25 protein-coding genes are annotated in these 20,961 nt (G+C 45.1%); 17 read left to right on the forward strand and 8 right to left on the reverse strand.

Going from position 1 to position 20,961, the window contains the following annotated elements:
• Positions 1-121 precede the first annotated feature (121 nt).
• Positions 122-1,102 carry an outer membrane beta-barrel protein gene (locus MTF70_RS07160; RefSeq protein ID WP_054579230.1) on the forward strand — a complete coding sequence of 327 codons (981 nt, stop codon included), beginning with the start codon at positions 122-124 and terminating at the stop codon, positions 1,100-1,102.
• Positions 1,103-1,302: 200 nt separating this feature from the next.
• Complete coding sequence (locus tag MTF70_RS07165) at positions 1,303-2,172, forward strand: LysR substrate-binding domain-containing protein (RefSeq protein WP_205461104.1); 870 nt, start codon at positions 1,303-1,305, stop codon at positions 2,170-2,172.
• Positions 2,173-2,240: 68 nt separating this feature from the next.
• Here MTF70_RS07165 and MTF70_RS07170 read toward each other — a convergent pair whose 3' ends face one another.
• On the reverse strand, positions 2,241-3,116 hold the full coding sequence (locus MTF70_RS07170) for a LysR family transcriptional regulator (protein ID WP_205461103.1): 876 nt from the start codon (positions 3,114-3,116) through the stop codon (positions 2,241-2,243).
• 248 nt (positions 3,117-3,364) lie between these two features.
• Between MTF70_RS07170 and MTF70_RS07175 the strand changes: the two genes are divergently transcribed.
• On the forward strand, positions 3,365-3,601 hold the full coding sequence (locus MTF70_RS07175) for a hypothetical protein (protein ID WP_005374030.1): 237 nt from the start codon (positions 3,365-3,367) through the stop codon (positions 3,599-3,601).
• A 121-nt stretch (positions 3,602-3,722) separates the two neighbouring features.
• Here the strand turns inward: MTF70_RS07175 and MTF70_RS07180 are convergent, their stop codons facing one another.
• Entirely contained in the window at positions 3,723-5,093 is a 1,371-nt protein-coding gene (locus MTF70_RS07180) for an L-serine ammonia-lyase (RefSeq protein WP_065275129.1), read from the reverse strand.
• Between the two features lie 131 nt (positions 5,094-5,224).
• On the opposite strand from MTF70_RS07180, the gene MTF70_RS07185 reads away from it, so the two are divergent.
• On the forward strand, positions 5,225-6,067 hold the full coding sequence (locus MTF70_RS07185; RefSeq protein WP_065275130.1) for a YdcF family protein: 843 nt from the start codon (positions 5,225-5,227) through the stop codon (positions 6,065-6,067).
• Here MTF70_RS07185 and MTF70_RS07190 read toward each other — a convergent pair.
• Both MTF70_RS07190 and MTF70_RS07195 read right to left on the reverse strand, forming a co-directional pair.
• Positions 6,057-6,713 (reverse strand): hypothetical protein, encoded by a 657-nt coding sequence (locus tag MTF70_RS07190; RefSeq protein WP_005374025.1) that lies wholly within the window; start codon positions 6,711-6,713, stop codon positions 6,057-6,059. The genes MTF70_RS07185 and MTF70_RS07190 overlap by 11 nt on opposite strands.
• A gap of 249 nt (positions 6,714-6,962) precedes the next feature.
• A complete protein-coding gene (locus tag MTF70_RS07195) occupies positions 6,963-7,229 on the reverse strand; it encodes a DUF333 domain-containing protein (RefSeq protein ID WP_065275131.1) in 267 nt (88 codons plus the stop codon).
• Positions 7,230-7,506: 277 nt separating this feature from the next.
• Between MTF70_RS07195 and MTF70_RS07200 the strand changes: the two genes are divergently transcribed.
• Entirely contained in the window at positions 7,507-8,025 is a 519-nt protein-coding gene (locus MTF70_RS07200; RefSeq protein WP_005374021.1) for an NUDIX hydrolase, read from the forward strand.
• A 434-nt stretch (positions 8,026-8,459) separates the two neighbouring features.
• Here MTF70_RS07200 and MTF70_RS07205 read toward each other — a convergent pair whose 3' ends face one another.
• The 4 genes from MTF70_RS07205 to flgA all read right to left on the reverse strand — a co-directional run bounded on the left by MTF70_RS07205 (position 8,460) and on the right by flgA (position 10,860).
• Positions 8,460-9,206 carry a lytic transglycosylase domain-containing protein gene (locus tag MTF70_RS07205; protein WP_025768021.1) on the reverse strand — a complete coding sequence of 249 codons (747 nt, stop codon included), beginning with the start codon at positions 9,204-9,206 and terminating at the stop codon, positions 8,460-8,462.
• Complete coding sequence (gene flgN, locus MTF70_RS07210; RefSeq protein ID WP_005374018.1) at positions 9,187-9,624, reverse strand: flagellar export chaperone FlgN; 438 nt, start codon at positions 9,622-9,624, stop codon at positions 9,187-9,189. Before flgN ends, MTF70_RS07205 begins: the two co-directional genes overlap by 20 nt.
• Before the next feature lie 20 nt (positions 9,625-9,644).
• Positions 9,645-9,926 (reverse strand): flagellar biosynthesis anti-sigma factor FlgM, encoded by a 282-nt coding sequence (gene flgM, locus MTF70_RS07215; protein WP_054865453.1) that lies wholly within the window; start codon positions 9,924-9,926, stop codon positions 9,645-9,647.
• Positions 9,927-10,062: 136 nt separating this feature from the next.
• Complete coding sequence (gene flgA / locus MTF70_RS07220) at positions 10,063-10,860, reverse strand: flagellar basal body P-ring formation chaperone FlgA (protein ID WP_031777223.1); 798 nt, start codon at positions 10,858-10,860, stop codon at positions 10,063-10,065.
• 77 nt (positions 10,861-10,937) lie between these two features.
• On the opposite strand from flgA, the gene flgB reads away from it, so the two are divergent.
• From flgB to MTF70_RS07280, 12 genes are read left to right on the forward strand one after another with little or no spacing between them, the layout of a single operon-like run.
• Positions 10,938-11,300 (forward strand): flagellar basal body rod protein FlgB, encoded by a 363-nt coding sequence (gene flgB / locus MTF70_RS07225; protein ID WP_005374013.1) that lies wholly within the window; start codon positions 10,938-10,940, stop codon positions 11,298-11,300.
• 2 nt (positions 11,301-11,302) lie between these two features.
• A complete protein-coding gene (flgC, locus tag MTF70_RS07230; RefSeq protein ID WP_005374012.1) occupies positions 11,303-11,737 on the forward strand; it encodes a flagellar basal body rod protein FlgC in 435 nt (144 codons plus the stop codon).
• Complete coding sequence (gene flgD / locus MTF70_RS07235) at positions 11,737-12,420, forward strand: flagellar hook assembly protein FlgD (protein ID WP_054865454.1); 684 nt, start codon at positions 11,737-11,739, stop codon at positions 12,418-12,420. Before flgC ends, flgD begins: the two co-directional genes overlap by 1 nt.
• A gap of 27 nt (positions 12,421-12,447) precedes the next feature.
• Complete coding sequence (gene flgE / locus MTF70_RS07240; protein ID WP_005374010.1) at positions 12,448-13,644, forward strand: flagellar hook protein FlgE; 1,197 nt, start codon at positions 12,448-12,450, stop codon at positions 13,642-13,644.
• A gap of 12 nt (positions 13,645-13,656) precedes the next feature.
• A complete protein-coding gene (flgF, locus tag MTF70_RS07245; RefSeq protein ID WP_005374009.1) occupies positions 13,657-14,388 on the forward strand; it encodes a flagellar basal-body rod protein FlgF in 732 nt (243 codons plus the stop codon).
• A 24-nt stretch (positions 14,389-14,412) separates the two neighbouring features.
• Positions 14,413-15,198, forward strand: coding sequence for a flagellar basal-body rod protein FlgG (flgG, locus tag MTF70_RS07250; RefSeq protein WP_005374008.1), 786 nt, complete (start codon positions 14,413-14,415; stop codon positions 15,196-15,198).
• A 32-nt stretch (positions 15,199-15,230) separates the two neighbouring features.
• Positions 15,231-15,902 (forward strand): flagellar basal body L-ring protein FlgH, encoded by a 672-nt coding sequence (gene flgH, locus MTF70_RS07255; RefSeq protein ID WP_017635111.1) that lies wholly within the window; start codon positions 15,231-15,233, stop codon positions 15,900-15,902.
• Positions 15,902-17,023: a flagellar basal body P-ring protein FlgI gene (locus MTF70_RS07260; RefSeq protein ID WP_017819770.1), complete on the forward strand. Its 1,122-nt coding sequence runs from the start codon at positions 15,902-15,904 to the stop codon at positions 17,021-17,023. Before flgH ends, MTF70_RS07260 begins: the two co-directional genes overlap by 1 nt.
• A gap of 10 nt (positions 17,024-17,033) precedes the next feature.
• Complete coding sequence (locus MTF70_RS07265) at positions 17,034-17,582, forward strand: rod-binding protein (protein WP_005374002.1); 549 nt, start codon at positions 17,034-17,036, stop codon at positions 17,580-17,582.
• A complete protein-coding gene (gene flgK / locus MTF70_RS07270) occupies positions 17,583-18,956 on the forward strand; it encodes a flagellar hook-associated protein FlgK (protein WP_005374000.1) in 1,374 nt (457 codons plus the stop codon).
• Positions 18,957-18,969: 13 nt separating this feature from the next.
• A complete protein-coding gene (flgL, locus tag MTF70_RS07275; RefSeq protein ID WP_005373998.1) occupies positions 18,970-19,869 on the forward strand; it encodes a flagellar hook-associated protein FlgL in 900 nt (299 codons plus the stop codon).
• Between the two features lie 18 nt (positions 19,870-19,887).
• Entirely contained in the window at positions 19,888-20,928 is a 1,041-nt protein-coding gene (locus tag MTF70_RS07280) for a flagellin (protein ID WP_136976308.1), read from the forward strand.
• Positions 20,929-20,961: the final 33 nt, after the last annotated feature.

The raw sequence follows: 20,961 nt of genomic DNA on the forward strand, positions 1-20,961 counted from the left end.
ATTCTTTCCTACGCTATTTAGCTATTTCTATTCGAAGAAAAGAGAAAGTTACGGCTTCATATTTTACGGCAGTATGCTGCCGCGATGTGTTGCTTTGTGTACAAGAAAAAGGAAAAGAATAATGAAAAAAATCGCTATAGCAGTGGCTACTGTACTTGCTGGTGGTGTGATCTCAAACGTTGCACTTGCTGACACTTACATGGGCGGTAAAATAGGTTACAACTCTCTAAACGATGCGTGTTACCTAAACGAACCTTGTGACGACGACAGTTTTGCAGCATCTATGCACTTAGGCTACAGCTTCAACAAGTACGTTGCAGCAGAGTATGGTGTTGATTACCTTGGTGACTTCACTGCAAACTTCAAAAAGCCAGGCCTAAACACCGTTGATGGTGATCTTTGGGCGTTGACGCTTGCTCCTAAATTTAACCTACCGCTAACGGATTCTTGGAATCTATTCGCGAAAGTTGGTGCTGCATACATGATGGCTGGTGACGAGAAAGATTTCGTACCAACTGGCTCTCTGGGTGCTGAATACCAAATCAACTACAACTGGAGCCTACGTGCTGAATACCAACGCTACCAAGATATGTCTGATGATGTAATTGAAGACATGGATTCAGATTTCTTCGGTATCGGTTTCAACTACAAGTTTGGTTCTGAGCCAGTCGTTCAAGAAAAAGCCGTTGAAGAGGTGGTAGAAGCACGTCCTGCAACACGCATTGTAGATCACGTTTACCCTGCTCAAACAACAGCGACAGTACAATTCGACTTAGAAAGTGCAGAAGTGAAAGACACGTCGAACCTTTCTGGTACCGTTGATTTGATGAATACTTACCCACAAGCTCAAGTTGAGATCACGGGTTACAGCGATACGACAGGTTCTGCTGCTTACAACAAACAACTCACAGAAAAACGTGCGAAAGCCGTTGCTGACGAGTTCCAAGCAAAAGGTATTGCGGCTGAGCGTATGACAGTGAAAGGCATGGGTGAAGCTAACCCAGTGGCAAGCAACGAGACACGTCAAGGTCGTCAAATGAACCGTCGTGTTGAAGTGGTTGTTCCTGCGTTTGAATACCAAACAACTGAAAAAGCAGAATAATTCCTGCTTAAGATAAAGTTCCAAAAGCCAGCGTGTATCACGCTGGCTTTTTTGATCCCGCTTAACTAACTAAGTAGTTGTGTAGAAACATAGTTATATCGGGACGCTTTGACATGTGCTCAACATACGTAAACTCAGCACCTTCATCAATTTGTCATCACCAGTTCATAGCATGACAGCCAAGTGTTTGGGAGAATGATATGCAAAGTTTACCGCCGCTCAATTTGCTCCGAGCTTTTGAAGCCACGGCTCGACTACAGAGTTTTACAAAAGCTGCAGAGGAGCTAAATGTGACTCGTGCGGCCGTCAGCCAACAGGTGAAATCGCTAGAGTCACAGCTTAATGCGACGTTATTCGAGCGCAAGGGCACTCACCTTACGCTGACCTGCTCCGCACAAGAATACTGGCCTGTGGTTAATCATGTGCTTCAAACATTATCGACCACGACGCAGCATTTATTTACTCGTCCCAAGAATACGCAAGTTAACTTACATGTCGCTCACAGCTTTTGCTCTCAGTGGTTAATGCCAAGATTGGCTGATTTTCAGCGACAATTCCCAGACATTTCCTTTAAAGTCTCGACAACTGCTAATACAGTTCCAAACGCCAGTGCGATTGCGGATATCGAAATTATTAACGGAGATGGAGATTGGCAAGAGCAAGAAGCCATACGATTAACCCAAGAAAACTGGATTGTTGTCGCAAGCCCCGGCTTTATGCATTTAAACCCGATAAATGACCTCTCGCAGTTAGCTAAAGCGCCTAAAATCTGTACTAGCGGTTATCATGAATCTTGGCAAGAGTGGCTTACGCACCAAGGTTATCAAGGGAAGGTGAGCAAAGTCGTCGCCGAGTTTGAACACTCATTGCTTGCTATTCATGCTGCGATTAATCAACTTGGCGTGTTGCTGGTAAGAGACTTTCTTGTTGAGGATGAGCTGCAACAGGGCGTATTAGTCCAGGCTGGAAATTGGCATATGCCAAGTTCTGGTGCACATTATATGATGGTTCGAGCATCCGAAAAATCACACGTAAACACCTTTGCTCAATGGTTAATACAGAGTCTCTAATGTTCGTTCAGCGAGTAAGTAGAGCGCATGTGTGGTTTGGCTATTATTAGCAGTAGCAAGTCATCAGTCTAGGACTGAGCGACATGCTTAATGACATCTAATAACCACTGATTTACCGGAGCTTGCTGTTGAGAGCGACGACAGCTCATCACGTAGCGAACATCAAGCTCTAGCCCAGCAGGAAGCGCGATACTCCGGCAACCCTTAGGAACATGTCCACTCATCGTTATGCCAAAATGATTCGTTTGCAGAAGCACTTTTTTAATCATCGCTGGATGCTCAATTTCCACTTTAGGCGTGGTTCTAAAACCCATATGTTTGAGCCTTTCTAACACTGGGTATCGGTAGTCGTTCCATCCCGGCGTTTTAAAAAGTATAAAAGGGTATTCTTCTAGTTCTTGGGAGTTTTGAGCGGGATGATCTTCTCGAACAAAAAATACCGCTTTTCCTCGCCCTAGTTCGGTCTGAACAATTGACTGTGGCAGATCTTCATCAAAGTAATGAATCGCAATGGCGTTTTCACCGTCAATTAATCGTTTTTTTGCTTCGCTACCCCAGCGCAAACATGAGAATTTTGCGTTTGGGGCGTGCTTTAGTAACTCCAAGTAAAACTTGTCACCAAAGTACTCCCAAAACAATGTGTTGGCATAAATAGTGATTGAACCGTCAAAATGAGCTGGTGAAAAATGCTGTGGTTTGATGGAATCAATACTGTTGATTATTTGCTCAAAATGCGCAATGTTCGCTTCCACAAAAGCTGTTGGTTCAAAGCCACTTTTGGTCTGAACGAATAGCGGATCATTGAGCTGAGTTTTCATCTTAGTCAGATTTTTGCTGATTGCTCCTGACGTTTTACCGAGTGATTCTGCGACTAACCGGACGTTACGTAGCTCATACATCCGTTTTAATACCAAAATGTTTTGAATATCCAGATTAACGCTCATACATTCTCTCGCTTGGCTTTTGTCGACAAATCATATCGCTGAATTTCTTAAGAAAAGACAACGCTCGGTCAATTTAAGTTGCTGCCTTATCCCTGATTTATTGAAGGTAACGATAAGTTATTCTTGGTTACATCAGTTTATTAGCATGGATTTCCATTTGGTAAATAATGGCTTTCCTCGTATGAGCGCGTTTCTGTTGTTACAGTTTTTCCACCGACAGAAAGTAAGAACGATAATAGAGGTGATGTATGAAAAAACTAATCGCACTTGTTTTGATGGTTTGCTCAACAAACGTAGCATTTGCTGGCGATGGGTCATACACGGGCACGATTGATATGACGATGGCAACGAAAAATCAGGTTGACGTAGAGCGTGCAGATTCTCAATTGACGCTGAAGGGTCGCAATGAAATGGCCTATGGCGGTGTAACAATCCATTCGGATGCTGCAACTCAAAAAATTGAACTTCGTGGTCGACGTGATTAATCGAATAGTTTCTTGTTAAGAAAATGCCGCGAAGAACGCGGCATTTCTATATGTAATATCATCAGATCATAATTACCAGATAAGCGTATGGTGAGAAGCTAAGCGCAATGACCACTTGCCATTATTCGCATGGCGGTGCCATATGAATGACAGCTAAGCCCCCCAAAGAGGTTTCACGGTATTTTTTATTCATATCTTTACCAGTCTGATACATGGTTTCGATAACTTTATCTAACGAAATTAAACATTTACTTGTGCGCTTTAATGCCATACGCGATGCATTAATCGCTTTCATTGCTCCCATGGCATTTCTTTCAATACAAGGTACTTGAACCAAGCCGCCAATCGGGTCACAAGTCATACCCAATGAATGCTCCATCGCAATTTCCGCAGCAATACAAATCTGCTCGTTACTGCCCCCTCTTAGCGCTGTTAAGCCAGCGGCAGCCATGGATGAAGAAACCCCAACTTCTCCCTGACACCCCACTTCTGCACCAGAAATTGACGCGTTAGTTTTATATAAGATGCCGATAGCGCCGGCGACTGCGAGAAAGTCTTTTAGCTGTTTAACATCGAGCTCTTTGATGAAGCGATGGTAGTACATCAATACCGCCGGAATCACCCCTGCTGCACCATTCGTTGGAGAAGTGACGACTTGCCCTCCTGCTGCATTTTCTTCACTAACCGCAAAGGCGAAGAGATTGATCCAATCCATGATCTCCATCGGATCGTTTTCAATTGCAGCGTTGGCTTCGAGCTTTTTCAAAAGGTTTGGTGCTCGACGAGTGACATTTAGACCACCTTCCAAAATCCCTTCCGTATCGAAGCCACGTTGCATGCAGAGCGACATCACTTTCCAAATTTGCTCTGCTCTTTGGTTAATTTCTTCGTCTGAGCGAAATGCGAGTTCGTTTTGGAGGATCATGCCTCCCAAGCTGAAACCGTTCGTCTCGGCTTTTTCCAGCATCTCATCTGCGGATGTAAACGGAAATGGTACTGCGACCTCATCTTGTTGCGTGCCGTTCTCTAGTTCGTCGGCGGTGGCGATGAATCCGCCCCCAATGGAGTAATAAATTTCAAACGCTACTTGATCTCCAGCAGCGTCTAATGCCGTAATCGTCATGCCATTTTCATGCAAGGGAAGGTTGTCGCTATGAAAGACGATGTCATGGTCGTAGCTAAACTCAATTTGGTGTGTACCGGCGAGCATGAGCGTATTATTGTCTATGGTATTTTGTAGCGCACTTTTGGCACTGCTCATTTTGATGGTATCAGGTTTATTTCCCATCAAACCAAGGACCGTGGCTCGGTCTGTATGGTGCCCTCGACCTGTCAGTGACAATGAGCCATAAAGGTCCACTTGCACCCGATGCACTTTCGCCATAGAGTCGCTAACTAGCTGAGTGAAATGGAATCCGGCAAGCATAGGACCATTAGTATGGGAGCTGGATGGCCCGACACCAATTTTAAATATATCGAAAATCGACAGCATAATTGACTTCCTTTAGCAGTGAACCTTTATAAAGGTCTCTAGAACAGTGTTGTTAACTAGATGTTAAAGCTTGTGGGTCGGGAGTGAAAGAAGATTTTTGTAACACTGCCAACTAAGCGCGAGATTTTAAAATGAAGTTAGACAACATCGTCATCGTTTTAGGTAAACGTCTCGTCAATAACAGGTTGACCTCTGAGGGCATAACAAGAGTCGAAGCTTTGTCTTGTAGGACTGCATCACTACCGACAGAGCGAACGGCGATTATTTTTTGTGGCGGAGTAACGCAAGGACAAAGTGTTTCTGAAGCAGAGGCGATGTACGCGTATTTTAGAACCCTAAACGCAGACTCTGTGAATCCGTTCCCTGAACGTCATATACTCTTAGAAACGGAGTCGTTGAACACGTTTCAAAACATGCGTTATGTTTCCCAAGTTTTGTGCAAAAGTGGGTTGTTCGAGTTATGGTCGGGGCATCCGGTTGAGGTTATCTTGCTGTCTAATGACTACCACCTCGAACGAATCATTGATATCCAGAATTTGATGGATGAGCAAGGCTTATTACGAGTACTTAAATCCGATTGCGAATCCATGGGGGTGACCCTCAATATTCCACTGGATATCAGCAAACATATTAGCGTGCCATACCCACATAAAGGGCTTATGGCGGAGACATTCTTGCTACTCGATGAACTCACAACCTACCGAGTTTATTTAGAAGGGATCAAGCATGGCGCATTTTTCCGAGATTTATCAATTGTCCGAAAAAAGCCACTTATGATCGCAAGAGATGCTATTCACAAATTGCTCTCTTTACCGCTCGATAAAGAGGCTTTGCAACATATTGAAGAAATGAAAAAGGCCGTCGAAATGACGGCCTTGGATGAATCTGTAGGTGCTGCGGAAAAGGCATTAAGTATCTTCCATCCGATACTGACGGCATTGAACCGTCTCTTTGACCCAGAGTCTATTCATTAAGCTCGCGTTTTGTGCGGACGGCGCTTAATGCGATCAAACAGTAGCAAAGCAGTTCTATACCTTCTTCTGAGATATTTTTAACATCACGGATGTAATTTTCGTCCATCACTTGTTGCCAAAAACTACCCATACCATACAAACGAGAGAAGACTAATAATAGCATTACAGCACCAACTAATAGCTTCATATGTGGTACCGTTAAAATGGTCGCCATTTCGTTCATGGTACCTTTACCACCTTGGTAAGCTTTGGCGCAAGCCAGTGCGGTGACAGCAAGTGCTGGGAAAACCCAAGAGCCATGATGAATCATGTCTGTCCAATAGTCCGTTTCGCGAATAATCAGTACTGCAAAAAATCCTGCAATCAAAATAGCCGCATGCTTTAGCTGAGGCTGTTGTTTCGATAAGCTGAAAAACGACCATGATGCAATAGCAAGCATCACAAGCTGGAGCGTTTCTGTAACGGAAAGCTCGCCAAGGCTTGATCCCAACACGACATAATCAAGACGAAGACTAAGGTTAACGAGAATACTTATAGCGACAATCATCAAGGCGTTTAAACTCGATTTATAAATAATGCGCTTTGATTTTTCAGTAACAACGTTGCTTGGGGCTGACTCGGCTTCTTTTACTATTTGTGTTTTCATCTTGCTCACCTGTCCCAGAAAATGTGGAAGAAATGTGAATTAGTGTGATCTGTGTTTGGAATTTTATTGTCCAAGTGGAAAGTTATGTCAGGAGAATGTCAAGAATAGAACACTGTTCGATATAGGGTCGGTGTGCGGTAAAGTCAGAGATATGTAAAAACAACGTAAGAACACTTTGATAAATCAAATAAAAAAGGAGCCCAAAGGCTCCTAAGTGATAGAGGGAAGGTGACGTATCGATAAAAATAATTAGTAGTTGTCACCCTCATTTTCTTTGTGATTCTCGCGATAGTATTCCCATTGCTCGACGCGTTCATTGTCCGACAGCACACAGTAAGTGACACGTTCGCCGTTTTCCGACACGGTATCCAGCTCACCACCTTTCTGAACACAGTATACGGCTGCGGGATTTGCAACGGAGGTATACTCAGTTGATCGGGTCGCTCCCTCGTAAGTTGAACAACCAGCCAGTACCAATGTTGCAGCCATAGCCATCATTAAATTTGTCTTTTTCATTCTTTATCTCCGCATGGGGTGGGCGAGTATTGTATTGATTATAGGCAACTTTAAGAGATTATTGTCTTATCGATGTTAAAAGTAAGAGGGACGTATAAGAATTTAGATATTCTCATTTATTGCTGATTAGCACGTCACACTTCTGTTCTAGGCGTATTGTTGTGAAGGTCATATCAATCACTTCCTGACAAGCGCTCGAACGTACCTGGTCTACAACAATGATTTAAAGTGTGAAATTCGGTAATATGCGCACAAAACATTGACCGTGGTATTTTCGATGAGACATTTAAAATCGACCGTTCATCCAGACATAGAGCATTTGGATGACAAAATTGTTTTTCAGCGCAATGCAGCGCGAGCCATTGTACTTGATGGTGAAGATGTGCTGTTGCTCTATACAGAACGTTACCATGACTACACGCTACCAGGCGGTGGTATTGATGATGGTGAAGATGTCATTGCTGGATTAGTCCGTGAATTAGAGGAAGAAACGGGCGCCCAAAATATACATGGTATTAAGCCTTTCGGAATCTTTGAGGAGTTTCGTCCGTGGTACAAGGATGACGCTGACGTGATGCACATGGTGTCGTATTGTTATACATGTAAAATCGAACGTGAGCTAGGCGAAACGGCGTATGAAGATTACGAAGTTAAAAATGGAATGCGCCCGGTATGGATGAACATACACGAAGCAATTGCACACAATGAAAAAACGATGGCAGAAAGCCCGAAAAAAGGCATGAGCATTGAGCGCGAAACGTTTTTGCTTCAGTTGATTTCTAAAGAATTACTATAAACAGCTAGCTTGCATCATTACGACTTAGCTTCTGTTGGCGCTATTGTTGGTAAAGATTTTAGAGCAATAAAAAAGTCCGGACTCCCCCCCGGAACCCGGACTTATTCCAGACGCGCAAGCGAAGCGTCATCTTGATATGTTAGATTTGTTTCGAACTATGAAAACAATAGCTGTTTTACATTTAGTGTGTAAATAATTATTAGGTCTGACCATTGGTTTTAATGTTTTTTGCAAACGCAATGTGACGCATATCTACCCAATTGCCAAGCGCAATTGGGGCGCTTTTTAGTAAACCACTACTCTTTCTTATCTTTGAGATACCTTACCTCAACTTTTTTGCACACGTTTGCATAGAGATCACGAGTTTTCAAATTCGCCGAACAGGATCTTGTAATTTTACGTTTCTCTGACATTGAGCTCTGTCGTAGCTTTTATCACAAATTAACTAGCGGAGGCAGTCGGCTAAAGTCGACCAGCGGTTGTGAAATCATAGGAGTGTCTGGAGCAAACAAGAGTAAAGGTTGAAATGATGAGGATTGTAACTGACCGATATCTATCAACTTTTCCAATGCATAGAAGCGGCTGACATATTGGCGAGTCTCGTTAGGCAGCGTGAGTTGTTGGAAATCTCGACTTCCTGCTCGCTGAATAGCACGTGCAACACGTCCTTCTCCGGCATTGTATGCAGCTAAAGTGAGAGCCATATTTTGATCGAATTTGTTGTATAAAAACGCCAGGTACTTGAGCGCGGCCGTTGTGCTAGCTTCTGTGTCAAAGCGATCGTCTTGTTTTGTATTTATCGTTAATCCGAAACGTTTCGCTGTGGCTGGTATCAGTTGCCAAAGTCCGGCGGCGTTAGCGTGAGAAACGGCTTTGGGGTTGTAAGAAGATTCTAACATTGGCACTAAGGCTAGGCTATTTGGTAATGAGTGGTTTTGAAGCTGTTTGAAAATGTGGTTAATTACCGGTTTGGATGAATCGAGACGCTTGGCAATTTGTGGTTTGTATGGGGCTAATACTTGATACTGCGTTTGAATATCGACAGCATTTGGTTTTGCCTGGCATGTGAATGGAAGGTAGGACAGAAAGGCAATAAAAATAAAAAGGCCTACAGTACTCAGCCGAGATGGCGACTGAATCTGTAGGCAAGACGAACATCGTTTAGAACGATTTATCTTCATAAGTGTGTTGCACAGGTTGTTTGAGTTGACTGACCAACTCATGGAACGCCGCAGAGCTGTGGCCATTGCTCTGATTGTATTGTTGGCACTGACTTACCAACGTTTCCAATAGCGCCCATTGTTTTCTAGCTTGCATACCTATTTGGGCAGGCAAAGCATTGAAAATTCGTTTTACGCTGGCGTCATTACACGCTAACCCCAGCGCTCGCATACACTGGCTTCTGTCATTGGCGGAGCGGCTGAGTTTATTGAGTATCGGCATTTGTTTCTGAACATTGTCGTTCAGTGCCTCTCCATCAAACTTTAAGTACAATACCTTTTGCTGCTGAAGCAAAGGAAGCAGTTGTTGATAAAGCTTAATATCCTCAGATATAGAGCGAACAAATTGTTGAATTCGCTGCGATACTGCGCTTGCCATGATGTCTTCCTAGCGTTTTATTACTCGTGACCTGTATGGAACTGCATGATTGCCTTGGATAGCACTTTTGTATCTAGGCTAAGTTCACCACGCGCTAATGCGTTGCGTACTTGTTCTACTTTTTCCATATCAACATCAGGTAGTGATGCCATTTCAGCTTGAGCGCGATCTATCGCTAAGGTATTCGCTTGAAATGCAGGCTCGTGTACTTTGCTCTGTTCGACGACGTCGACAGGCTGTTTGCTTGCTTGCTGTAATTTTGTTTGTGGGACATGACCGCCCGCGACTTTGTCGATTTTCATGCTGTGGTCCTCATCATCATGTTCTAAATTAAGTAGGCGGTTAGAATGTGATAAACATTAAATATTTTTTTTGTACTCGAAGTTCAGTGTTACTGACGAGAGCCAAAATTAAAAAATGTTACCCCGAGTCAAAAAATCAAAATTGAGTATGAACCTGGTTTAATCCAGTTACGACTGCTCTTATGACCTTGCCCGAACTTGGGTTTTCCACGTCAATTTGTTGCCCTTTCGCTCCATCTTCTAAGGCGACTCCTTTTGTGCTGGCACTAAATCCATTTTTGCTCGCAATGACTATGACTTCATTGCCTTTCTCGATTAGAGGTGGGGCCGACAAATTGGATGGATTAACCACTTGTCCAGCCCTCAAACGACGAGAGGTTTCTAAGCCTACTGCTTGCTCGGGGCGAGTATAAAAATCGTCTTGGCGAGAGATGGTTCGGGTTTCAAGCTTTATGTGTTTAGCCGTTACGACTTCATTTCGGCCAACCGTGGTTGTCGCGACTAAAACAGGCAGAGTCAGCGAAGACTTTATCGTAACGTTAATTCGCCATGGTGATGCGATATTGTCGCAGCTGACTGAGCGCTTGAGGTTACCGACTGGCAACGTGTTGTTGTCACGACCTGTGATAACTAAAGGCGATTGACATTCTGGCAAGTGATTGGCAGAACCGGGCACCCACATGTCGAAGTCCAGTTTGTACTCCCCCCACTGATTGGAGAGCGCTACGCGATCCACCTCTTGTTCGAAATCCGTTGCTACAACGGATTTTATCTCTTCAACGCTGAGGGTTTTGTCATTGGTGTTGGCGAATGCTTGTTCTGATGTCAAAGCGAGTAACGTCAGCATTATTGTTGAGGAAGTGGACACTTTCCTCTTGTTTTTAATGCTTTCCGAGAACCGGAAGTTTGGCTTCCATCCTTGTTTATAAGTCATTGATATATATAGCTATTTTTTATGGCACGTATCTTGTTTGTATGTTGGCGTATTCGAGCCAACTGTAAGGAAGATGCATGGCGATCACATTTGAAAATGCTTTAGGAGTACATCCAGAGGCACTTAATTTTCGCGTTCAGCGTACCAAAGTCCTCGCCAGTAACCTAGCAAATGTTGACACCCCTGGGTATTTGGCGAAAGACCTAAGTTTCACCACCGTAATGAACCAAGTAACGGCAGGTGGTGTGAACAAACCGGTGCCAAAGTTCCAGGTTCAGGCCCAATACTCGGTGCCTTACCAGAATAGCAAAAATGGCAACACCGTAGAGCTTGGTGTTGAACAAGCAAAATTCACGCAAAACAACATGGACTTTCAAACTAGCCTGACGTTTCTCAACATGAAATTTAATGGCTTAGCGAAAGCGATTGAGGGACGTTAATTATGTCATTCACTGATATTTACTCGATCACTGGTTCCGCGATGACAGCACAAACTGTGCGTCTGAATACGGTAGCCAGTAACTTAGCAAACGCAGATGCAGTATCTGCAAATCCAGAAGATGCTTATAAAGCGCTTAAGCCAGTATTTGCGACTGTGTACCAAAAAACGCAAATGACAACAGAAAATGGAGCTTATCCCAATGCAGAAGTTCGCATTGTTGACGTTGTTAAAAATGCTGGAGATGCAGAGAAGCGTTTTGAGCCGAACAACCCACTGGCTAATGATGAAGGCTATGTGTTTTACCCAGATATTGATGTAGTTGCTGAAATGGCAGACATGATGTCCGCAACACGCAGCTTCGAAACGAATGTTGAAGTATTAGCCAATGTAAAAAGTATGCAGCAAGGTCTGCTTAGATTAGGGCAGGGCAGCTAATGAGTATTGCACAATACACCCCTTTATCGTCTGACGCTCCAGTAAATACAAAAGCAAAAGACAGCAACGGTATCTCACCAAACCCTAAAGACATGAACAGCGCTTCTTCATTGGAGAATGAGTTTATTTCTTTGATGGTGGCTCAAATTCAAAACCAAGACCCACTTAATCCCCTTGATGGTACGGAATACGTTGGTCAATTGGCTCAGTTCTCGCAGGTACAAAGTACCGAGAATATGTCTAAGACAATGCAACAGAGCATGGTGTTACTGGACAACATGCAAGTGCTATCAACAGCGGGCCTTGTTGGGCAAACGGTTTACGTCAATGCGGATGAATTTCAGCTTGGTGACGACGTACAAAACGGAAAAATCGAACTCGCTCATAGCTCAAACCAAGTCACGTTAGTTGTTAAAGATGAATTTGGTCAATCAACTAAAGTGCCACTAGGTGCTCACGGCAAAGGTGACGTCGACTTTTCAATTAATCCTGAAGAACTTGGTCTTAAACCAGGCAAATACTCAGTGGCCGTAGAAGTGCAAGAAGGGCAAGCAAGTCCAAATGTGCTGATGGCAGGCACTGTTGAGCAAGTGCGCATTCCTAATACCGGTGGCGCAGCATTAGTCAATGTCCATGGCGTTGGCAACGTTCCTTTCTATCAAATCACTCAGTTTGGTGCTTAACCAAATACGGAAATCAGAGGTCTATTTATGAGTTTTAACATCGCACTAAGTGGTCTGGACGCGACCAACACAGAGCTAAACACAATCAGTCACAACATTGCCAACGCATCAACGTATGGTTTTAAAGGTGGCCGCACAGAATTCTCCGCTGTATATAACGGCATGCAACCTGGTGGTGTGGAAGTCGCGTCAATTTCACAGAACTTCGACAAAGACGGCAGTATCACAGGAACTGGCCGTGCGATGGACCTAGCTATTAATGGCGGTGGCTTTTTTGTTACTAAAGATAATATGGGTCAAATGTTGTACACACGTTCAGGTGTGTTCTCAACGGATAAGAACAACTTTGTTACGGCTAACAGCGGTGCAAAGCTTCAAGGTTACAGTGTCGATAGCAACAACAACCTAATGACAGGTTCTGTGGGTAATATTCAGGTATCGACTTCCTCACTGAATGCTAAAGCAACAGACAGCTTAGATTTTGTTGCGAACTTCGACGCAAGCGCGTCTGTTATTGATAAAGCCGTAACGCCATTCAATCCAAAAGATCCAAGCTCATTTAACTCGTCTTACACAACAAAAGTCTACGACTCACTGGGTAACTCGCACACGGTAACTCAGTACTTTACTAAGACTGCTTCTAACTCGTGGGAAGTGAACGTTCAAGTAGATGGCGGTACGACGCCAGTAGCAACTGTGCCTGTAACGTTTGGTAAAGACGGCTCGCTTTCAGCACCAACTGCGCCGTTTAATGTTTCATTCCCTGCTGCAGGCGCGAACGCGATGAGTGTAGACATTAACCTGAAAGGCAGCACGCAATTTGGTGCAGCTTTTGGCGTAAGTACTAATAGTCCTAACGGTTACACATCAGGTGAACTTGCAGGTGTACGCGTTGAAGGTAACGGCATGGTTTACGCGACTTACACTAACGGCCAATCACAGCTACAAGGTCAGGTTGTTCTTGCTGATTTTGCAAACACACAAGGCTTAGCGAAAGTGAGTGGAACATCATGGACTCAAAGCTTTAGCTCAGGTGCTCCAATTATGGGTGTTCCGGGTTCAGGTACGATGGGTGACCTAACTCCGGGTGCATTAGAAGGTTCTAACGTTGACTTAACCAGCGAGCTTGTTGCTCTAATGACTGCACAACGCAACTACCAAGCAAACGCAAAGACAATTTCTACCAGCGACAAGCTTACTCAAGCTTTGTTTAACGCGGTGTAATGGGAGTTTTGCATGGATAGTTTGTTATTTACGGCAACGTCGGGTGCCAGCCGAGTTCTTAAAGCGCAGCACGTTCGTTCAAACAACTTATCAAATGCTGATACTGCGGGTTTTCGAGCGGATATGGAGCGTGTGCGTAGTGTAGAGATGCAAGGCCCAGGTTTTGATGGTCGCACTATGGTTGTGACCAACTCTGCCTCAACACGTTTCGACGCTGGCGATATTGTGAAAACAGGACGTCCGTTGGACGTTGCGGTTATGGGGGAGGGATATCTCTCTGTAGAAACCCCAGCGGGTAACGAAGCTTACACCCGTGCAGGCAATATTCAGGTCGATACTTTTGGCGCTCTAACAATCAATGGGTTCCCTGTCCTCGGTGACAATGGTCCTTTGGTTGTGCCGGATTATCAAAAGATTGAAATCAGCGAGCGTGGTCAAGTCTCAGTGATCCCACCAGGTGGCGGCGCAGAAATTGTGGCAGGCACTTTGAAGTTGGTTAAACCGGAAATTAATCAACTGCAAAAAGAGAGCGATAGCTTGCTGCACAGCGTAGATGGCGTGCCATTCGCGGCAGATGAAACCGTGCAACTCTCTCCTGAGCACATTGAGGGCAGTAACGTATCTGCTATTGATGAATTGGTTAGTGTGATGTCGCTGACGCGCAACTTTGAAATGCAAGTTCGCATGATGAAAACGGCGGAAACTCTAGCAAAAGCTGGTAACAAATTAATGGCGGCGAGCTAAGTCTCGCCCCGCAAGGAGTAAAAAATGCATTCAGCATTATGGGTAAGTAAGACAGGCATGGCAGCGCAAGACACGAAGATGACTGCCATTTCTAACAACCTAGCAAACGTAAACACGGTTGGCTTTAAGCGTGACCGAGTCGTATTTGAAGATCTTTTCTACAGCATTCAGCGTCAACCAGGCGCACAAGTAGACCAAGTTAACGAACTACCAAGTGGTATTCAGCTAGGTAGCGGTGTTCGCGTTGTTGGCACACAAAAAGTGTTCACGCAAGGTAATACCCAAAACACAACGCAAGAGTTGGATCTTGCTGTAATGGGTCAGGGTTTCTTCCAAATAGAAAACTCGGACGGACAGATCATGTATACACGTAATGGTCAGTTCCATCGAAACTCAGAAGGCTTAATGGTGAACAGTCAGGGCCTGCCTTTAGAGCCTCAAATCCAGATCCCAGACAATGCGGTCTCTTTCTCTGTGGGTGTTGATGGCACAGTGACTACAACAACAGCAGACGATCCAACACCTCAGCAGCTTGGTCAAATTACACTTGCAAAATTCATCAATCCAGCCGGCTTAGAGGCCATGGGTGGCAACTTATTCCGTGAAACGGAAGCCAGCGGTCCAGCTGATGAGCTGATTGCAGGAGCTGATGGCGCCGGCATTATCAAGCAAGGTGCACTGGAAGGGTCAAACGTACAAGTAGTAGAAGAGATGGTCGACATGATCACCACTCAACGTGCGTATGAGATGAATGCGAAAGTGGTCTCTGCTGCAGATGACATGCTGAAGTTTGTTTCGCAATCAATGTAAGTATGAAATTGGTGATGATGAAGGAAAAAGCAATGAAATGGCTTTCTAAGAGTTGGGCAGTAGCCGCCGTGTTGCTGGTGGGATGTGCTGGCCGTCAGGAATTTATTCCGCCTGAGCCGAATGCTGAGGAATATGCACCACCAACGCTCGATTACACGCTGCCGGAAACCCAATCTGGTAGCCTTTATCGTCACCAATACACGATGACTCTGTTCCAGGATCGTCGTGCTTACCGAGTTGGCGATGTATTAACGGTTCAATTATCAGAAGAAACCTCATCGAGTAAAAATGCGGGTACTAAGTTCGGTAAAAGTTCAGCAATTAACTTTGTGGCGCCGACCATAGGCACGAAAACTATCGATGAGTTAGGGGTTAGCGTGGATGGCAAACGTAACTTCGATGGCAGTGCATCAAGTTCACAAGGCAACAAGCTTCAAGGTGCCATTACGGTAACGGTACACGAAGTATTACCTAATGGCGTATTGCGTATCAGCGGTGAAAAATGGCTTCGTCTGAATCAAGGCGACGAGTTTATTCGTCTAACCGGTATCGTCCGTGTGGATGATATTAACCGCAGTAACCAAGTTTCTTCTCAACGAATTGCTGATGCAAGAATTACCTACGCAGGTCGCGGAGCGCTAGCTGACAGCAACGCAGCCGGGTGGCTAACTCAGTTCTTCAACAGCCCATGGGTACCTTTCTAATGAAGACAATGCAATCTTTCTTTATGTCTCTCCTATTGGTGTTGACCTTGGGACTACCAGGCACTTCACGTGCTGAAGCGGAAATTCCGATCATGGACTTGGTCGATGTTCGCGGCATTCGAGAAAACCAACTGGTTGGTTATGGTTTGGTAGTTGGCTTAGCCGGCCAAGGTGACCGAAACCAAGTGAAATTTACCTCTCAATCTATTACCAACATGCTACGTCAGTTTGGGGTTCAAATTGATGACAGTATGAACCCTAAGCTACGAAATGTGGCTTCTGTGAGTGTGACAGCGTCCGTTGACCCAATGGCAGGCCCAGGACAAACGTTGGATGTGGTTGTGTCTTCAATCGGTGATGCAAAGAGCCTTCGCGGTGGTACGTTATTGCTAACGCCTTTACGTGGTATTGATGGCGAAGTGTACGCGATTGCGCAAGGTAACGTGGTTGTGGGCGGCTTATCTGCAGAGGGGCGAAGTGGCTCCAAAGTAGAAGTAAACACACCAACGGCGGGTCGCGTTCCGAATGGTGCGACTTTAGAGAGAGAAATCAAAACCGATTTCAACCAACGTGATGAAATCACCCTAAACCTGCGCAAGCCTAGCTTCACTACAGCAAAAAATATTGCGCGTGAAATTAACAACACTTTTGGACCTAACGTTGCAGTTGCGATCAATAAAGCGCGCATTGATATGCGTGCACCAAAAGATACACAGCAGCGTGTCGTCATGATGTCGATGCTTGAAGAAATGAGCGTCGTTGAAGGCCGTAAACCTGCTCGTATTGTCTTTAACTCTCGCACTGGCACCGTAGTGATCGGTAAGAGTGTCAAAGTGAGTGAAGCAGCAGTAAGTCACGGTAACTTGACCGTGCGAATTTCTGAATCACAACAAGTTAGTCAGCCTAATGCGTTTGCAAATGGCGATACGAAAGTCGTTAACCAAACGGACCTTGATGTGAATGAAGATCTCGCTCAGATGGTGATTTGGCCTCCAGGCACGGAACTTAACACCATAGTTAATGCGGTAAATAGTTTAGGTGCCACGCCTACAGACTTGATGTCTATCCTGCAAGCTTTGAGTGAAGCAGGTGCATTGAACGCTGAATTGGTCGTGATATAAGGAGTTAAGGATGAAGCTAGACAGTACCAATGAACAAACTCAGTTAAATTCGATGCTTTATCACGACAATAGTGCATTGGCTAACATCAAGCATAGTCGTGATCAAGAAGGCGCACTTGAAGTCGTCGCAGGTCAATTTGAGGCAATGTTCCTACAAATGGTGTTACGCCAAATGCGCAGCAGTAGTGATGCTCTTGCTGATAAAGACAGCCCGTTCGCCAGTCAGCAACAAGGGGTATTCCGTGATATGTATGACGGTCAGCTGGCGATGGAACTAGCAAAGAAACAGAGCTCAGGCATTGCCAATATGCTCATCCAGCAGCTGAGCCCGTCTATGCGTGAGGTTGCTTTCGATGCTGCGCGCAACATCTCATCCGCTAACGATGGTAAAGCTTCGAATTCTGAATCTATCTCACAAGTAGATTCTAAAGAGGTGGAGAAGAATTCAAGCCTATTTAATACCGCTTCTCAAGCCGTCGCCTCTGTTAAACAGGTATTCGGTGAGGCCGGTATGACTACCGCGTTTTCTCAGCCGTTGATCAGAAAAATGGAGCTGTAAATGAACCTAGTTAATATTGCCCTTTCAGGTTTAGGCGCGAACCGTGTGGCCCTAGACGTAACCGCGCAAAACGTGGCAAACGTGAATACCGTGGGTTACAGTCGTCAACAAGCGTTGATGGCGTCTGTCGATGATGGTAAAGCCAATCGCTTAAGTCCAGGTTTAGGGGTAGAAGTCACTAGCATTCGCCGCGTTACTGATCAATTTCTGATTAAGCAAACGTGGTCGACTAACAGTATGGCGGCATACGCATCTGGATACACCAGTAACATGAGTCAGCTGGAGAATACGCTTGGTGCCGATGGTTTCAGTATATCGGCTGGCTTGGACTCACTAAACGCCGCGCTTAACGATGCGACCGTTAAGCCAGAATCCATACCCTACCGCCAGCAGATCATTAACGAATCTGAAGCTTTGGCCCGCCGTTTTAATACGCTTACCGAGTCTTTATACAATCAACATAAAGACATGAGCGACCAACGTAATGCAGCGCTTAACCACGCGAATAGCCTTATGGAAAATATCGCGAAGGTGAACAAGCAACTGGTAGAGATGCAAGGTACAGGTGGTAACCCATCACAGTTAATGGATGAACGAGATAGGTTAATCGGTGAGTTATCTCAAACCATTGAAATCAAAACAACACAGCAGCATGACGGCAGTGTTCAGGTCACACTAACCTCTGGTCAACCGCTTGTGATGGGTACGGACCATGGCAAACTGGAAGCCATTCCTGACCCGAGTGATCCTTACTTGGCGGACTTACACGTCACGTTCTCGAATCAAAGCTTTGCGATTGGTGACTCGCTTGGTGGCAAATTAGGTGCGATTAATGACTATCAAACCGAAGTGTTGAAACCAAACCAACTGGCTCTGAATGACATGGCGAAAGCTCTCGCGGATGAATACAACGCCGTGCTTGCGACTGGCAAAGACTTAAATGGCAACCCAGGTAAACCTTTGTTCAGCTATGACCCAGCAAACCCTGCAGCCAGTTTGGATATTACCAAGCTAACTCCAGATGAGCTTGCGTTCTCAAGTGATGGAACACCTGGTAACGCAGATGCGTTGCAATCATTGATCGAGTTAAGCAACAAGCCAGTGGCGGTATCAGGTTACGGCTCAGTAAGCTTGAACGATGCCTTTAGTTCAATGGTGGGTCAAACCGCAATTAAAGCACGCCAAGCTAATGCTGATTATCAAGCGAAGTTAGCCATGAACAAGCAAGCGCACGCAGCTCGCGATAATGTTAGTTCCGTAAACAGCGATGAAGAAGCGGCTAACCTAATGATGTTTGCTAATGCGCACAATGCCAACATGAAAGTGATCAGCACAGCAAATCAACTGCTCGATTCTATTCTGCAGTTATTCTAAGAGGAAAGTTTAGATGCGAATTAGTGACAATCAATTTAGTCAAATGATGTTGCACAGCTTGCAGAGCAATAGCGCGGGATTAGGCGAAGCTCTGCAACAGATGTCTACTGGCAAGCGCTTAACCAAGCTGTCTGATGATCCAATGGCTTCGATCAAGTTGCTTAACTTAGACCGAGAAACCAGTGCGATTGCTCAGTACAAAAACAACATTGAAAACGTAAAAACGACGCTATCGAGTCAAGAAACCCATTTAGATTCGATCAAAGAAAGCTTAAAAAGCATGCGAGACATCGCGCTTTGGGGTGCGAACGGCTCTCTTACTGACGAAAGTCGTGGCGGTATGATTACAGAGCTTAAGAGTTACCGTGACTCTATTGAGTCGTCTTTTAACGCGCAGGATGAAGAAGGGCACTACCTTTTCTCTGGTACTAAAACGGATACTGCGGCTGTAAGTAAAGCGAGCGGCAGCTACGTAATTGAAGGTAATAGTGACAAGCGCGTAGTAACAATTGCTAAAGGTGTCACGATGGATTCCAATATGACTGCAAAAGAAATATTGGACCTTGGGGGAGGCCATAACGTGCTTAACCAAATTGATGCGCTGATCAAAGAGTTTGAGAGCCCTACCGCCAACTTCAGAGCTGAAGTTGAGGCGAGTATCAGCGCTATCGACGATACTTTTTCAAACGTACTAGGGACCATGACTGAGATTGGTGGTCGACACAACAACTTAGATCTTGTTGGTGGCGCGCACAGTGAAAACAAGCTGTTCGTTGACAAAGTATCTGGAGACCTCTCTGCTCTGGACTATGGTGAAGCGTCGGTACGATTGAGTAATTACATGGCCGCTTTGCAAGCAACGCAAGCAAGCTATGTGAAGATCGATGGTTTGTCGCTGTTTGACCGTTTATAAGGTTAGGAAGTTCTTTTTATGGTAATGAGTACAGTAGAGGTTAGACCCCATAGCATACGCTTAGGTGGACAAGAACAAGCCTCTATCATGCCGACCCGTTCTGCAGACTCAAGTACGGCAATTAAACCGCGCCCGGCGCAAATTCAGGCTGACACTGCGTCAGCCTACTCTGTATCTGGTATTCAGCTTACGCAGGGTCAGCAGCAAGCCACGGCGGTTCAGATCGCGTCCAAATCGCTGCAGGTGATTGGCAAAGAGCTCACGCAAATTAAACGTGGTTTGACGCAAGCTGTTAATCAAGGCGTACAAAATGTTCCTGGTTTGCAGGATACATTGGTTCGCTCTAAAGCCACCATCCAAAAAGTCGTTGAGCAAGCACGTTTCGATGGCCAGAAAGTCCTAAATAACGAACTGCACTTAAAACTGGATAAAGCGGATATTCGTCGCTTTTCTATTCCAGGTTTGAATGTTCATCGCTTAAGCGACAAGGCCGAGCAAATCCGTTTGGATTTTCCTCAAGGTCAAGCGGTGATGATTCAGTTTGATGGACAATCAGACGGTGAGCGAACGGTCAAAATGCTGGATCGCAGCTTGATTGCGTTAGGAATGCGAGCCTCATTAGCCGATGATGGCAGCATTTTATTTGAAGCCAGAGACAACGCTTATCAACAAATGCAGCAAAAGGTGATGGTAACGGGGGAAGGGCACCGATTCCCTGCGGGACAGCCTAACGTTTTGAACTTAAAGTCTGAGCCAGATGGTATTGCGGAGCTCGGGTTTGATCTAGGCTCACGCGATGGCATCAAGCAGACGATTGCCAAAGTAAATCAGCATCTGAAACAAGTTCAAACGAGCTTGCAGGAAGCGAAAGCTTTTCATGGTGAACTGAATACTCAAATGCGTTCTATCCAAACCAAAACCGCACAGCTTTCAGTCAATGAGGTGAATGCAAAACTGGATGGATTCATGCAAAAGTCTGGCGAGTTTACTTCGACTTTTCAGGCATTGAATGCGCAAGCAAACGTGCGTCGTCATACCGTGGTCGCTTTACTGAAGTAACGAACACTCCAATGATTCCCGGCTTTACACTGT

Source organism: Vibrio sp. 2CM40D (assembly GCF_023161825.1).
Taxonomy (GTDB): Bacteria; Pseudomonadota; Gammaproteobacteria; order Enterobacterales; family Vibrionaceae; genus Vibrio; species Vibrio alginolyticus.

Coding starts and splice junctions, on each gene's coding strand:
- flgM (WP_054865453.1), bottom strand. CDS start 9,926: ATGAAAATCGACAAAGTCGCGGGCGGTCATGTCCCACAAACAAAATTA.
- MTF70_RS07260 (WP_017819770.1), top strand. CDS start 15,902: ATGAAGACAATGCAATCTTTCTTTATGTCTCTCCTATTGGTGTTGACC.
- MTF70_RS07205 (WP_025768021.1), bottom strand. CDS start 9,206: ATGAAGATAAATCGTTCTAAACGATGTTCGTCTTGCCTACAGATTCAG.
- flgE (WP_005374010.1), top strand. CDS start 12,448: ATGAGTTTTAACATCGCACTAAGTGGTCTGGACGCGACCAACACAGAG.
- flgA (WP_031777223.1), bottom strand. CDS start 10,860: ATGACTTATAAACAAGGATGGAAGCCAAACTTCCGGTTCTCGGAAAGC.
- MTF70_RS07280 (WP_136976308.1), top strand. CDS start 19,888: ATGGTAATGAGTACAGTAGAGGTTAGACCCCATAGCATACGCTTAGGT.
- MTF70_RS07160 (WP_054579230.1), top strand. CDS start 122: ATGAAAAAAATCGCTATAGCAGTGGCTACTGTACTTGCTGGTGGTGTG.
- flgD (WP_054865454.1), top strand. CDS start 11,737: ATGAGTATTGCACAATACACCCCTTTATCGTCTGACGCTCCAGTAAAT.
- MTF70_RS07195 (WP_065275131.1), bottom strand. CDS start 7,229: ATGAAAAAGACAAATTTAATGATGGCTATGGCTGCAACATTGGTACTG.
- flgG (WP_005374008.1), top strand. CDS start 14,413: ATGCATTCAGCATTATGGGTAAGTAAGACAGGCATGGCAGCGCAAGAC.
- MTF70_RS07200 (WP_005374021.1), top strand. CDS start 7,507: ATGAGACATTTAAAATCGACCGTTCATCCAGACATAGAGCATTTGGAT.
- flgF (WP_005374009.1), top strand. CDS start 13,657: ATGGATAGTTTGTTATTTACGGCAACGTCGGGTGCCAGCCGAGTTCTT.
- flgB (WP_005374013.1), top strand. CDS start 10,938: ATGGCGATCACATTTGAAAATGCTTTAGGAGTACATCCAGAGGCACTT.
- MTF70_RS07265 (WP_005374002.1), top strand. CDS start 17,034: ATGAAGCTAGACAGTACCAATGAACAAACTCAGTTAAATTCGATGCTT.
- flgN (WP_005374018.1), bottom strand. CDS start 9,624: ATGGCAAGCGCAGTATCGCAGCGAATTCAACAATTTGTTCGCTCTATA.
- MTF70_RS07170 (WP_205461103.1), bottom strand. CDS start 3,116: ATGAGCGTTAATCTGGATATTCAAAACATTTTGGTATTAAAACGGATG.
- MTF70_RS07185 (WP_065275130.1), top strand. CDS start 5,225: ATGAAGTTAGACAACATCGTCATCGTTTTAGGTAAACGTCTCGTCAAT.
- flgC (WP_005374012.1), top strand. CDS start 11,303: ATGTCATTCACTGATATTTACTCGATCACTGGTTCCGCGATGACAGCA.
- MTF70_RS07165 (WP_205461104.1), top strand. CDS start 1,303: ATGCAAAGTTTACCGCCGCTCAATTTGCTCCGAGCTTTTGAAGCCACG.
- flgH (WP_017635111.1), top strand. CDS start 15,231: ATGAAATGGCTTTCTAAGAGTTGGGCAGTAGCCGCCGTGTTGCTGGTG.
- MTF70_RS07180 (WP_065275129.1), bottom strand. CDS start 5,093: ATGCTGTCGATTTTCGATATATTTAAAATTGGTGTCGGGCCATCCAGC.
- MTF70_RS07175 (WP_005374030.1), top strand. CDS start 3,365: ATGAAAAAACTAATCGCACTTGTTTTGATGGTTTGCTCAACAAACGTA.
- flgK (WP_005374000.1), top strand. CDS start 17,583: ATGAACCTAGTTAATATTGCCCTTTCAGGTTTAGGCGCGAACCGTGTG.
- MTF70_RS07190 (WP_005374025.1), bottom strand. CDS start 6,713: ATGAAAACACAAATAGTAAAAGAAGCCGAGTCAGCCCCAAGCAACGTT.
- flgL (WP_005373998.1), top strand. CDS start 18,970: ATGCGAATTAGTGACAATCAATTTAGTCAAATGATGTTGCACAGCTTG.